9 protein-coding genes are annotated in these 12,728 nt (G+C 67.7%); 5 read left to right on the forward strand and 4 right to left on the reverse strand.

Going from position 1 to position 12,728, the window contains the following annotated elements; all coding sequences use genetic code 11:
• The first annotated feature begins 123 nt into the window (after positions 1-123).
• Positions 124-1,017, forward strand: coding sequence for an alpha/beta hydrolase (locus tag ACIB24_RS02380; protein WP_398274606.1), 894 nt, complete (start codon positions 124-126; stop codon positions 1,015-1,017).
• Positions 1,018-1,080: 63 nt separating this feature from the next.
• Positions 1,081-1,272 (forward strand): hypothetical protein, encoded by a 192-nt coding sequence (locus ACIB24_RS02385; RefSeq protein WP_398274608.1) that lies wholly within the window; start codon positions 1,081-1,083, stop codon positions 1,270-1,272.
• A gap of 28 nt (positions 1,273-1,300) precedes the next feature.
• On the opposite strand, the gene ACIB24_RS02390 is transcribed toward ACIB24_RS02385, so the two are convergent.
• Positions 1,301-1,447, reverse strand: coding sequence for a hypothetical protein (locus ACIB24_RS02390; RefSeq protein WP_398274611.1), 147 nt, complete (start codon positions 1,445-1,447; stop codon positions 1,301-1,303).
• Positions 1,448-1,515: 68 nt separating this feature from the next.
• Here ACIB24_RS02390 and ACIB24_RS02395 point away from each other — a divergent pair, with 68 nt between their 5' ends.
• The gene (locus ACIB24_RS02395) at positions 1,516-2,898 is read left to right on the forward strand and encodes an ATP-binding protein (RefSeq protein WP_398274614.1); all 1,383 of its coding nucleotides are present in this window, start codon (positions 1,516-1,518) and stop codon (positions 2,896-2,898) included.
• Between the two features lie 331 nt (positions 2,899-3,229).
• The gene (locus ACIB24_RS02400) at positions 3,230-4,564 is read left to right on the forward strand and encodes a deoxyguanosinetriphosphate triphosphohydrolase family protein (RefSeq protein WP_398274617.1); all 1,335 of its coding nucleotides are present in this window, start codon (positions 3,230-3,232) and stop codon (positions 4,562-4,564) included.
• Positions 4,565-5,050: 486 nt separating this feature from the next.
• Here the strand turns inward: ACIB24_RS02400 and ACIB24_RS02405 are convergent, their stop codons facing one another.
• The gene (locus tag ACIB24_RS02405; protein ID WP_398274620.1) at positions 5,051-8,263 is read right to left on the reverse strand and encodes a beta strand repeat-containing protein; all 3,213 of its coding nucleotides are present in this window, start codon (positions 8,261-8,263) and stop codon (positions 5,051-5,053) included.
• Positions 8,264-9,334: 1,071 nt separating this feature from the next.
• Here ACIB24_RS02405 and ACIB24_RS02410 point away from each other — a divergent pair.
• Positions 9,335-10,363, forward strand: coding sequence for a hypothetical protein (locus ACIB24_RS02410; protein WP_398274623.1), 1,029 nt, complete (start codon positions 9,335-9,337; stop codon positions 10,361-10,363).
• Positions 10,364-10,524: 161 nt separating this feature from the next.
• Here ACIB24_RS02410 and ACIB24_RS02415 read toward each other — a convergent pair whose 3' ends face one another.
• Together ACIB24_RS02415 and ACIB24_RS02420 are read right to left on the reverse strand one after the other, a co-directional pair.
• The gene (locus tag ACIB24_RS02415; RefSeq protein ID WP_398274625.1) at positions 10,525-11,574 is read right to left on the reverse strand and encodes a hypothetical protein; all 1,050 of its coding nucleotides are present in this window, start codon (positions 11,572-11,574) and stop codon (positions 10,525-10,527) included.
• A 45-nt stretch (positions 11,575-11,619) separates the two neighbouring features.
• Positions 11,620-12,726: a saccharopine dehydrogenase family protein gene (locus ACIB24_RS02420; RefSeq protein ID WP_398274628.1), complete on the reverse strand. Its 1,107-nt coding sequence runs from the start codon at positions 12,724-12,726 to the stop codon at positions 11,620-11,622.
• Positions 12,727-12,728: the final 2 nt, after the last annotated feature.

The raw sequence follows: 12,728 nt of genomic DNA on the forward strand, positions 1-12,728 counted from the left end.
CGTTAACGGGAGGTAACTTGTCGACAATCGACGCTACGTTCTGATGTCGTCGGCGTTGGGCCGGACGGGCTAACCTGCCGGAGCCCCCTTGATCGTCGGAGGTGTTCGCCGACTGGTTCACCCGTGAGGAGCAGGAGCCGGGGACGGCACCGGGCCGCGGCCGCGGCACTGAGTGCGGCGTTCGTCGTCCAGGCCGTGCTCCTCGGGTGGGCCGGGACCCCGGCCCGCGCGGACGTCTCCGCCTCCCTGCCCGGGTTGTCCGTGACCCTGGCCAAGGCCGGGATGCAGGCCTACGGCGGGCAGGCCAAGCAGCAGTACTCGACCTGGATCCCGGCCCAGCCCACGACCGACATGGCCGTCGTGACCGTGCACGGCGGCAGCTGGATCTACGGGGACGCCACCAAGATGTACGCGTTCAACCGGAAGCTGTACGCGGCCGGCATCCCATCGTTCTCGATCGACTACCGCTCCGCCTTCGACGCCGAGTGGCCCGCTCAGCGCACCGATCTGCTCACGGCCCTGGCCCAGATCCGTTCCCAGGCCCCGCAGTACGGCATCGACCCGGCCAAGATCGCCCTGATCGGCTCGTCGGCCGGTGGGCAGATCGCCCTGTCGGTGGCCAGTTCCGAGGGGCGCAAGGTGAGCTGCGCCGCCGTGGCCTACTCGCCGCCGACGTCTTTGAGGTACGCGCTCAACCTGCGGCGCACGGGGGTGACCACCGAGCAGAAGGCGCTGTCGACCGGCGCCCGGTGGCTGACCCCCACGAAGGCCCAGGTCGCCTCGGCCACCGTGCCGAAGAGTCCGTCCAAGGCCGACACCCCGGCGCTGCTGTTCGCGGGGGCCGACGAGTGGCTGAGCTTCCGGAACTCCACCCGGTACGTGCAGGCGTACGCCGGGAAGGGGCTCGACGTGCGGGCCGTCGTCCTGAAGGGCGAGCAGCGCCACGCCAGCGCCTACGCGGCCAAGTCGGCGTCGGTCTGGAAGCAGACCCTGGCGTTCATCGACAGGCATTGCTGAGCCGTCCGGGCTAGATCCGCCCGGTTGCCGGACGCGGACGGCCGCGGTGACGGACGCTGAGGCATGCAGTTCCTCGAATGGCTCCGCCGCGACGACCCGCAGCTGGCGCACGACGTCGACTGGGTCCTCGACCTGCGCGACAACGCCGCGACCGAGGACCTGACCGAGCTGCTGCCCATGATCGTGGACGTCGAGAAGCGGCTCCAGGGGGCCGTCGCCGTCTTCGAGGCCGAGCTGTCCGTCCAGGAGTTCTGACTCCTTTGCGGTGAACGCCGATCGGCGTTCAGGCCAGCCGGGCGCGGAACTGCTCGTCGAACCCGTTCACCGGTTCGTCCTCGAGGTCCGCCACGAAGAAGGCGAGGAACCCGCTGCCGGGGCCCTCGTCGTCCAGCAGCTGCCAGACCGATGCCGCTACCGTAACCCTACACATGATGTAACTTACGTCCGACGTTAGTTACATCATGCGTAAGTTACTGGTGGCGACAGAGTGAGGCACAGGTGTTCGTCAACCGAGTACGTGAACTGGCCGATCTGCACACCTGGGCCGAACGTACCGACGCGCGACCGGGGTTGGTCTGGGGGCGCCGACGGGTCGGCAAGACGGCTCTGCTGCAGGAATTCGCACGCGGGAGGCGATCGGTCTTTCACACCGGCGCAGGTCGAGCAGCCCAGGGTGAGCTGCTCCAGCTGAGCCGCCAGGTCGCCGCCGAAGGGCTCAGCACTCTGCGCGACCTCACCGCTCGTCCGTTCCACGACTGGGACGACGCGCTCGAGCACCTGGCCGGTGCCGCTCGCAACGAACCCTTGCTCGTCGTCCTGGACGAGTACCCGGAACTCGAGCGCTCCTCTCCGGAGCTCCCGGGCGTGATCCGCGCCTTCCTTGACCGCGCCGGATCCTCGACCAAGTTGCGACTGCTGCTGTGCGGATCGGCGGTCCGGAGCATGCAAGCCCTCCAGGAGGAACGGGCCCCGCTCTACGGACGCTTCGACCTCAACCTCCAGGTGCACCCGTTCGAACCATGGGAGGCCGCGCTCATGCTGCCCGGGATGGAACCGGCGGATCGGGCTGCGGTGTATGGCCTGGTCGGCGGGATGCCGTTGTACTTGTCCTGGTGGGACGCGGCGAAGAGCCTGCGGGAAAACGTCGAGCACCTGGTCTGCCGGCCGGGGGCCCTGCTGCTGAACGAGGGCGATCTGGTCATGGCGACTGAAGCCGAACCGGGTGAGCAACCGGCCGCTGTGCTGCACGCCATCGCCAACGGCCGGACCCGCCACAACGAGATCAAGGACTGGGTGGGCACCGAACCGACCCGGACGCTGGACCGCCTCATCGCGCTACGCCTCGTCGAACGGGTGGTCCCGGTGACCGAGGATCCTCGGCGGTCGAAGCGGCGGATCTACCGGCTGGCCGACAACTTCCTGGCCTTCCACCTGGGCCTGGTCAGCCGCTACCGGGCCGAGATCGACCGTGGTCTCGGCGATTCCATCCTGCCGGTCCTGCTGCAGGGGCTGGACGACCATCTGGGCGGGCCGTGGGAGGAGGTGGTGCGCTCGTACGTGCGACGTGAGTGCGCCGCGGGTCGCCTCGCCGAGGACGTCGTCGCCGTCGGACGATGGTGGTCGCCCGACAACTCGTCCGAGGTCGATGTGCTCACCCTCAGCGGGCGTAGTCGGACGCCGTCTCTGGCCGGCGAGGTGAAGTGGGCGAAGTCCGTGGACGCCGGCCGCCTGGCCCGGGAACTCGACCACTCACTGAGCGCTCTGGGTCTGCACCCGGAAGACGCCGTTCGTCGGTTGATCGCCGCTCGCGAGCGGGTCGACCACCTGCCCGAGGGCGTCGTGGGCGTGACGGCGGCGGACGTCTTCTCGGCACCGGCCTAGCCAGCCCACGTACAGGGCGACCGCCGCGTCGCCGGCGTCGTAGTCGCGGAACCGTCGCGGCAATGTCTGGGTGGCATCAGCGAACTGAATGCCCTTGGCCAGGCGATCGGCCAGGTAGTCGACGTCCATGGTGCGACCCTGGCGTAGAGCCGGGAGCGGTGGAAGATCGCATCCTGAGGATGAAGATCCGCGACAAGCCAGCAATGTCCTCTTAGTTCCGTGCCACTTGATCATCGGGCCGCACGAGTGATGTCGATCAAGGACTGTTTCGGTGCTACCGATGACAACGTCACGCCGGGCAGCGCGCGTTCTCCGTTGAAGACGAGAAGTCATGACTCCCACCCGTACGGATCGACGAGACGGCGATACCTACTCAACGATCAGAAGTCCCTTTCGTCGCGACCGCGACCGCATCCTCTACAGCCCCGCGTTCCGGCGATTGGCTGGTGTCACACAGGTTGTTTCGCCTTACCACGGTCAGTCCAGCCACAACCGCCTGATCCACACGATCAAGGTCGGCCAGGTCGCTCGGGGAATCGCTGATCAATTGCATTACACTCATGGCGGCAGACCGCTTTCTCCGGACCTGTTAGACGTCCTCGACCCGGATGTTGTCGAAGCGGCAAGTCTCGCGCATGACCTCGGCCATCCACCCTTTGGGCACGCTGGCGAGAGTCAGCTGCAAGAATTGTTTCCGGGCGGCGCAAGAGATAGTTTCGAGGGAAATGCACAATCATTTCGAATCGCTACGCGACTCGTCGCACGCAAAGGCGACGAGCGAGGGCTCAATCTGACCCGAGCAACCCTGCGGGCATTGCTCAAATATCCTTGGTTATATTCGGAGACACCTGAAAACGGCGAGAAAATGAAATGGGGCGCCTATGAGGACGACAGGGCCGCTTTCCATTTTGCCATGACATCGACGTCTTCTAGTCCAGCAACTCCGCCAATTAAATCACTCGAGGCGGCAGTCATGGATTGGGCAGACGATGTGACGTACGCCATTCACGATGTCGAAGACTTCTTCCGCGCAGGACTCATCCCCCTGGACGAGATCCGGAGGCGAACCGGTCGATGGCCAGCATTCGCGAGGTGGTATGTGAAGGAGCATCCAAGGAATAGTCAGCTTCACTTAGATCAGGCTCGGGATCTTCTTGGTGATCTCCTTCCGTCAGATCAAGACTTGAACGGACGGAAGACTCGACGAGATATTGATCTCGCTTTATTCGTTTCACGAGGGATAGATCAATGCATCAAAGAGACAACGCTTGAATCAAACTATTCCACTGGAGAATTTAATCTTAAGCCTCCAGACCATTTGAGAGGGGCCGTTGACGTACTCAAGCAACTGGTTCACTACTTCGTGATCTCAGGCCCAGAGTTGTGCGCGGCACAGACTGGTCAGCGCAAGATGATCGAGGCCGTTTTCGACTATTTCTGCAGGCAGGCCAATAAGGTCGAAGACCATAACAAGGCGCATTTGCCGGTCCTCGCGCTTGATGCAGCAAAGAAGGCTCGGAAAAAGGGACGTCTAAAGGCCGCTCGAGTCGCCTGCGATGCCCTGTGCGAGTTGACCGACACACAGGTCATATCGCTATACGGGATGTTGACAGGAAACGACAATTCGATGCGAGATCTACACCGAACCAGCACGTGGAGCGTTTGAACGGGATCCAGGCCATCTGTGTGCGCAGCTAACGCCGCCTCACGAATAGGGTTGGCGCGCCATCGCCACTCCGATCGCAGTGATCACCGAGGCGCTCCCTGCGAGGACCAACCAGACTAGACGTGACCCTCTGACCTCTCTGGGCACGAACCAGATGGACCAAGCAAGAAGTGCGATCAGGGCGAAAAACATGAGAACGGCCAGAACGACGCGATCAGAGAGATCATGCATGGCGGCCTCCGGAGAAAGGGCGGCCTTCCGTGGCTGGCGGTGAGGACGCTGCTTTCTACTGAGTCGCAAGATGCTCATGAGGCGCGACACGCCGACTCGCGCCCGGACCACCGATACTTCCACCCGACCGGAGCATCGGGGCAGCCCAAAGTGGCTGATCACCTCGGGGGAAGATCCGATGGCAAACGGCTGAGGGGCCGACACCCTCGCGGGTGCCGGCCCCTCGCCGGATGGTGCGTCTCAGCTAGGCCGAGATCACTTCACCTTGGCGTAGTCGGTGTCCGAGCCGCTGTAAGTACCCGGGGCCTGGAAGACCACCTTGAACTTACGGTTGCCCGAGGGCGCCGAGAACGTCTTGGAACCGTTGCCGTAGCTGGAGCTCGTCATGCTGCCCAGCTTCTTGGTGTGACCGTCCGCGTAGACCCGGTAGAAGGTCAGCGTGCCCTTCGCGTTCGGGCCGCCGTTGGCGGTCAGCGTGACGTGGTCCGCCGAGTTCGACTTCGCCGACAGGCTCACCGCGGAGTAGACCTTGGTGAGGCTGCTGGCGCTCGTCTTGCCGTCCGACTTGGCGATGAACCAGACGCTCCGGGCGATCTTGATGGTCGTCCCGAACTCGCCGTTGTCGTCAGCGGTGGCGGTGTCCATCAGCTGGTAGCTGCTGGAGGTCGTCTTGCCCCAGATCTCGACGGTCGCGCCGGCGTCGGCGGTCCCGCTGATCAGCGCACCACGGGCGTAGTACTTGCTGCCGTAGGTGAGCCGGCCCGACGAGGAGATCGTGAGTGCGGTCTCCCCGACCGAGATGGTCGACTGGTCCATGTACTCGCCGTGAGCGTAGGTCAGACCCGCCGTGGCCCAGAGAGCGGCCGGGGTGGCGTTCTGCGTCTGACCGTTGATCACCGCGGTGACGGTGACGTCGCCCTCCTGGTTGGTCGCCGGGCTGATCGTCGTGCTCCAGACACCGTTGCTGTCCGTCTCCGGGTGGGCGTCCGCCAGCACACCGACGCTGTTGTCGCTGAGCGTCAGGTCGACGGTCTGGTTGACCACCGCGTTGCCGAACATGTCCTTCACGTTGCCGGTGACGGCGATGGTCGTGCCCGGCTTCCCCTTGGCGTCGATCGCCACGATCTTGTAGGGGTCGCTGGCGTCGTCCGTGGTGACCGAGACCGTCTTCGTGGCCGAGCCGGAGGTCAGCGTGATGGTCGCAGTACCCGACTTGGTGAAGAAGGCGTAGACACCCGAGAGGGCGCCGCTGCCGTTGGTGACCGCGGTCCAGCTGGTGGCCAGCTGGTGCGTGGCCGACGGGGTGGCCGCGTCCGTGAAGTACACGCCCGTGCTGCCCGTGATCGTCACCGACTTGTAGGCCAGCGGGGTGTTGCCGGCGTCGTAGACGGTGCCGGTGATCTGACCGTCGGCGTCACCGAAGTCGTCCGTGTCGGCACCACCGGTCGCACCGGTGGTGGCGTTGCTCTGACCCGGCACGACGGTGTCGTCGTCGGACAGGTTCACCTTGGTCGCGCCCGCGTTGGGCGTGGCGGCGGTGATGCTGGCGGCCGCCGTGCTGCTGGCCCAGTTGATCGTGTCGACATCGGCCTCACCCGCGGCGATGGTGCCACCGGTGTTGGCGTCGTAGCCGACCCCGAACGAGGTGCAGGTACCCGCCGACGGCGTGCTGGCCGGCGTGTAGCTGTAGCTGAAGGTGCCGTTCGACAGGACGATGTTGGCGTCCGTCGTGTTGGTGGCCTTCGGCGCCGCGAACGACACGGCCGAGCAGGACGCCGCGTTGGTGCCCAGGAACAGCTGCACCGACTGCGGGCTGCTGACCGCCGGCACGTAGGTGCCGTCGAACTGGTCGAGCAGCTTGCCCTTCAGAGTGACGCTGCTACCCACCGTCGGGGTCAGCTCGACCGCCGTGTTGGTGATCGACAGCGAGCTGAACGCCGCCGCCGCGTAGGTCGCCGTCAGGTTGGCGCTGGTGGCCGCGTTGGACTTGGCTCCCACGGTGTAGGTGGTGTTGGCCGTCGTGTCACTGCTGGTGACCTTCAGGGTGGCGACACCGTCGGAGTTGGCCGTGGCCGAGTAGACCTTCACACCCGAGGTGTTGCTGACCAACGTGCCGTCGGCGGTGAGCGTCGGGGTGTTGGTGCCCGGGGTGAGGGTGAAGAACACGACGTCGTCGGTCTTCGTGCCCGCGTCGGTCACGGTGGCCGTGTAGGTCACCTGCGAGACACCGGTCTTGATGGTGGCCGCGTTCGCCGCGCCCTTCACCGAACCGGTGACGTCCGTGACGACGGTGTCGGCCACGGCGGTGACACCGTTGCTGGTGACCGTCGTGTTGGTCGACTGGCCGGTCGGGATGTAGTCAGTCCCGGAGAAGGTGCCCGAGGCGTTCTGGTCGAACACCGGCTGGATCGCGAACGAGCCGGCCGCACCCGAGGTGGTGAAGTTGTGGGTGAAGTTCGTCCCGTCGAACGTCGGCGAGGCGTCGGCCGACACCGTGGTCGTGGTAGCCGTCCCGTCGAACTGCGTGGCCGAGGCGACCTTGGTGCCCAGGACACCGACGCCGGAGCTGGTGCCCCGGGTGTCCTGCGTGGACAGGCCGCCCAGGGTTGCCGTCGCCGTGATGTTGTTGCCCAGTGCGACCGAGGTGTCGGCGGTGAGGCCGAAGCTCAGGTCGTCGCTGGTGCTGGTCGTCGCCGCCGTCACGTCCTTGACGTTGAGCGTGAAGACCGAGGTGCTGTCGTCCTGGGCCGGCTCGTAGGCGCCGTTGCCGTTGTGGTCCTGGAACAGGCGGAACGTGTACGCGCCCGGGGTCACCGCGCCGAAGTACACGTTGTCGCCGCTCGCGTACCCCGGAACGACGCTCGTCGCGCTCTCCGCCACCGGGACGAAGAAGTTGTTGCTCGCAGCGGCGCCCGCGCTCGCGAACGTCGTCGTCGTCTGGCTGTACTTGGCGGGAGAGGCCAGGGTCAGGGTCGTACCGCTGGAGCTGGCGACCTTGTACTCCGTGCCCGAGGCACCCGTAAGCCGGATCAACGCGCTGGCGAGCGGCGAGGCCGGGGTGTTGCTGATGGTGGCCGTCGTGCTGCCCGCCGTCGTGGTCACCTGGACGTTGGCGGGGCCGCTGTCCTGCACCTGCGTGAACGTGGCGTTGGCAGTCGGCGCGCCGTTGTTGGCCACCCGCTCGAAGTAGGCGGAGGCCGAGGTGGGCGCGCTGATCACGGACGCGTAGACCGGGTCACTGCCCGACATCCCGGTGACCTTGACACCGTAGGTGAGACCAGCGCTGACCGAGTTGGTACCCGGCGTGGTGACTGCATCGACGATCGTCGCGGAGGTCCCGGTAGGACCGAACGCGAGCGTCTCTCCGGCACCGATCGCCGTGGAGGCCAGCCACCCCCCTCCGACGACGAGGGTGCACGCACCCAGCGCGGCGATGCTCGCCCGCGCCTTGTTGGACTTGAGGTTCATCAAGGAGTTCCTTCCTCGGAGCGACCACTTCGGGTGTCGCCGACCTGTTACTCGTGTGCCCGCCCGGCTCGTGCTGAACCTGACGCGAATGAAGCGCCCCCCGAGACACGAGGTCTTGGACGGGCACGGGCCGACTTTCCCCGACCCGGCCACGAACAGTAATAGATCCACTACTCAGAGCTAGTAGTCGGGCGAGTCGGCGCGTCCCAGGACGCAAAGGGTCAGAGAACGCGAAGGAGTCGTTCGCGGACACGCTGCGCGACAGCGATCGATCCGGGCGGCGATCATGACCACTCGTGGTGGTCGGCTGGGCCACGCGAGGGAAGCCCGGGGATGTGGATCAACCCTCCGTGACGGGAAGTAGTTGCGGGTTTTTTCCCGATCTTCACCCGTGTGAGTGGCGGGCGACTCAGGACCGACCGACGTCCGATTACGCCGCGTATATCGCGACATTCGGCAGCAGCCTTGTGGCACGTTCCCTGTGGGACCACAAGATGTGGGAGTGATTTCGGGGTTTGCCGAGGCCCTCGAGTCGGTCGGTGCACCGCGTGGCGACGGGTCCATCAGGCGCCCCGAAGGGCGCTTTCCCGGCCCGTCCCTCAACCGGGGGCGAGGCGCTCACGCCCGGCAGGCGTCGTCCCGCCCAATCAGGTCACGAAAAGGTCACAGCTCTGTGTTTCATCACTTCAGTCCCAGGGGGCTCGACAGAACTGCCGACGTCCACCGTGTAACGCACGCCCCGTCGTCCACGGGGACCGGAATGTCCGGCGCTTGGGCGGCTGCGGCAAGCCGGGCGCCCGGCGTCCCGGAGATGGACGAACGTGGGTATTCGGGTTCCGAGTCGGACGAACACCGCCTCATTTCGTCCGGACGTGACTCCTGACGGCCCGGTAGGTCAAGGTCAGCGCCGCTGCGGCTGAGTTCGTCCAGGTCGTCGACGGCTCGCCAGGTGTCCCCCGCGCGCCGGTAGCCCGCACACCTCGGCGTCCACATCTCCGAGGACGGGCGCCTTGTCCACAGACCGAGCGGCTGCCGCCCGCGTCCGCCCCCCGACGACCCACGCTTGGCGCCATGCGTCGCCCTCGACCCGCCCCTCACGCCCTCGCTTCCGGACCGTTCACCCTCGCCACCGGCCGCGCCCACGAGACCGTGGACCGCCTGGCCGGGCCGGCGTACCGGTCGTTGGGACGGGGCCTCCGACAGGCGGCGCACCTGCCGGTCACCTTCGAGACGCGGATCGCGGCCATGCGTCAGGTCCTGCCCGCCGAGGCCGTCCTCGCCGGTCGCGCCGCGGCCTGGGTGCACGGGGTACGCGATGCGTCGGCGGAGCAGCGCGTCGAGGTCATCCTGCCGAGGCCGGGGCAGGTGCGGGCCCGCCCGGGGCTCGTAGTCCGCGCGGAAGTTCTTGCCCCGCAGGAGGTTCTGATGACGCGGTTCGGGCCCACGACCACCGCGGCCCGGACCGCGTACGATCTCGCGCGCGTCGCCCGGCTTCCCCCGGCCGCCGCCCGGTCGCTGCACCGGCGTCCGCCGGTCGAAACAGTGCCCTCACGACCACCCACCGGGCCCGCCCTGTACGGCTTCCCCGACCCGTCGGTCCTGCGGGGCGAGCACCCCGCGGCCGTCGCGCGCCGGCTGATCGGCGCCGTCACCGCCGTCGACCGGCTTCTGTTCGCATGCAAGCTTTCTGCGAGTCACGTCGACCAGGTGCTCGACCGGCACGGCAGGTCCCGCGGAGTGGGTTCGGCCCGCGTGGTGCTGGCCCTGGCCGATGCGCGAGCCGAGTCCCCGCCCGAGAGCGTGCTGCGGTGTCGCTTCGTCCTCGCCGGCCTGCCCGCTCCGCAGCCGCAGTACGAGATCTACGACGGCACGAGGTTTGTGGCCCGCCCGGACATGAGCTGGCTGAAGTGGAGACTTGCGGCCGAGTACGACGGCATCTACCACGACGAGGTGGAGGGCATGCCGGCGAAAGACCGCTCACGGGACGTCGATGCGCACGGGGTCGGCTGGGAACTGTTGCACTACGACCGGTTCAGTCTGCGCGACGTCGCAAGACTGATCGACCGCACGCACCGCGTGATGCTGCGGCGGGCCGGGTGAACCCCGACGGTGTCCAGCCGCGGCCGAGTTGGACGTTGCGCGGGTTCAACGCCCCGACCTGGACGAATCACGGCGCATCGACGGCGAGCAACGACGAGTCCGCCCCGGAAGGTCCAACTCGAAGCCCCAGACCCGAACGACGTCCAACTCGACACCGGAGGTCAGAGCAGGTAGCGGTCGACCCTAAACCCGTCCTCGTCGAGCACCACACCGTGGGTCGCCTCGACGATCGAGCGCGTCACGGTGGCGATCAGCGGCGCCACCCGGGAGCGCGCCACCCGGAACGCCTCGCTCGGTACGCGCTGCTCGCGCTGGGCCGGGTCGGGATTGATCCAGCGCACCTCGTACGTGTAGAACTCCCCGGCCGCCCACGGTTCTCGCCACACCGCCGGCTCGTCCCCGTCGCTCAGGTGGGTGAGCACCTCGATCGTTCCGTCGTGCCCCATGTCGGCGACGATGGCGAACGCATCGATGACCGGCGGCTGGCTGAGCACGGCCATGTCGAACGAGTCGGCGTACGCGTGCACATACTCGAGTTGGGCTGCCGTGAGCGGAGTTTCGCGGGTCTCGTGCTCGATGATCGCGCCCGAGTACGCCTCGTCGGACGGGCCGTTCCAGTCCTCGCTGTCGATGGCCAGGACGGCGCCGGGCAGGTCCCGCTGGACCAGGCCGAGGAGCACACCCGGTTCGAGCCAGTCGGGCGCGTGCACGACATGGTCGACCGCCCGCTGCGGGTCGGGCTGGATCAGCTCGAGCGACCCGGCACACCGGACGGCCCCACCGATGCGGCGGGCGATGCTGACCAGCATGTGCAGGGCCCGGCCCTCGTCCCGCCAGGGCAGGCCGTCGGGGAACGCGAACGCGAACCCGTCGCGGTCGTCGACGCCCGGCAGCGGCGGCGCCTCCCGCTCCACGGGTGCCTCGAGGCAGTAACAGACCGTCCACGGCATCGGCACCCCCGCCTCGACGGCGTCCTCGAGCGACAGCGCGTAGGGGCCGGTCAGGCGGCAGTGCCGGCCGAGCAGCAGCTCCCCGGCCGTGTGCAGGTCGGACGACGGGTGCCGGTCCTGCACGAGCGAGCCGACCAGCTCGGGGTCGGTGGTCGTGGGCACGAGCAGGAGATGCCGGTACACCAGGTCGGTGACGGCTATGCCCTCCTCGACCTGCGCCGACTCCTCGGAACCGCGGTTCCTCCGCCCGAAAAACGCCACGCCGTCACGCTACCAATGCAGCCTGAACGCCGGCCGGGGCGCGGCTCACTCCGACCTGTGCAGCCCGGCTTCGCCGACCAACCGCTCCAACCCGGCCAGGCCGAACGCGGCCACGGGACCGAGCGCGCCGACGTCCTCGAAGCCGTGCTCGGCCACGTGCGCCGCGGCCACCGCGAGCATCCGGCCGGTGAAGTCGTACGGGTTCACCCCCTGGACGACGGCGCGGCCCACCTGGCGCCCGGCGGCGTCGGACGCCTCCGCGACGACCAGGGTCTTGTAGGTCTCTCGCTGCTGCAGGTCCGGGCCGCCGCTGGAGCCCTTGGCCAGCCGGGCGAACACCCGAGAAGTGGTGCGCCGCACGACGGGCAGAGCGGTGACCGCCCCACCCGTCCGGGAGAGCAGGCTGACGGGCCGGGACGCCGGGCCGAACCAGCCGAGGTAGGTGTCGACATCGCGAACCTGCGGAAAGGCCTGCGGCACACCGAAATGCTCGGACATCCCGACGCTCAGAGCGTCGCGCCGACGCCCCTCGACCGAGAAGCGGGCGGCCCGCAGACCGGCGCGCTCGTCGTCCAGCCGTCCGTTGCGCCAGGCGAAACCCGGCTCGAACAACGCACCCAGCAACGAGGCTCGCGTGCCCCCGCTGATCCCGCTCGGGCGCATCGGCCCCTTGACGAAGTAGCCGACCCGCACGGACGTCGCGCGACCCTCGGAGTCGGCCAGGGCGAGCCCGGCGGCGAGGTTGCCGGGCACGTAGTCGTACCCCATCGCGGTGACCAGGCCCACCCCGGCGGTGCGGGCCGGCGGCCCCCAGGTGCGGAAGACCTCGCGGATGAAGGGCGGCTCGCCGGTCGAGTCGAGGTAGTGGGCCCCGGCCCGCACCGCGGCCTCGACCGCGGGCGTGCCCCACCGGGCGAACGGCCCGACGAGCGAGATCAGGACGTCACCCGGCCCCACGAGCGCCTGCACCGACTGCGGGTGGTCGACGTCGGCCACCGCGGTCTCCAGACCACCCAACCGGTCGGACAGCTGCGTCAGCTTGGCCTGGCTACGACCCGCCAGGACCGGCTTCTGGCCCAGGTCGACGAGCGCCTGCGCCGTTAGCTCGCCCGAGTATCCGGTGGCGCCGAAGACCACTATCCGACCGGTCATGT

Origin of the sequence: Spongisporangium articulatum, from assembly GCF_044465595.1 — a bacterium.
Lineage (GTDB): Bacteria > Actinomycetota > Actinomycetes > Actinomycetales > Kineosporiaceae > Spongisporangium > Spongisporangium articulatum.

Coding starts and splice junctions, on each gene's coding strand:
- ACIB24_RS02410 (WP_398274623.1), top strand. CDS start 9,335: ATGCGTCGCCCTCGACCCGCCCCTCACGCCCTCGCTTCCGGACCGTTC.
- ACIB24_RS02390 (WP_398274611.1), bottom strand. CDS start 1,447: ATGTGTAGGGTTACGGTAGCGGCATCGGTCTGGCAGCTGCTGGACGAC.
- ACIB24_RS02420 (WP_398274628.1), bottom strand. CDS start 12,726: ATGACCGGTCGGATAGTGGTCTTCGGCGCCACCGGATACTCGGGCGAG.
- ACIB24_RS02400 (WP_398274617.1), top strand. CDS start 3,230: ATGACTCCCACCCGTACGGATCGACGAGACGGCGATACCTACTCAACG.
- ACIB24_RS02385 (WP_398274608.1), top strand. CDS start 1,081: ATGCAGTTCCTCGAATGGCTCCGCCGCGACGACCCGCAGCTGGCGCAC.
- ACIB24_RS02405 (WP_398274620.1), bottom strand. CDS start 8,263: ATGAACCTCAAGTCCAACAAGGCGCGGGCGAGCATCGCCGCGCTGGGT.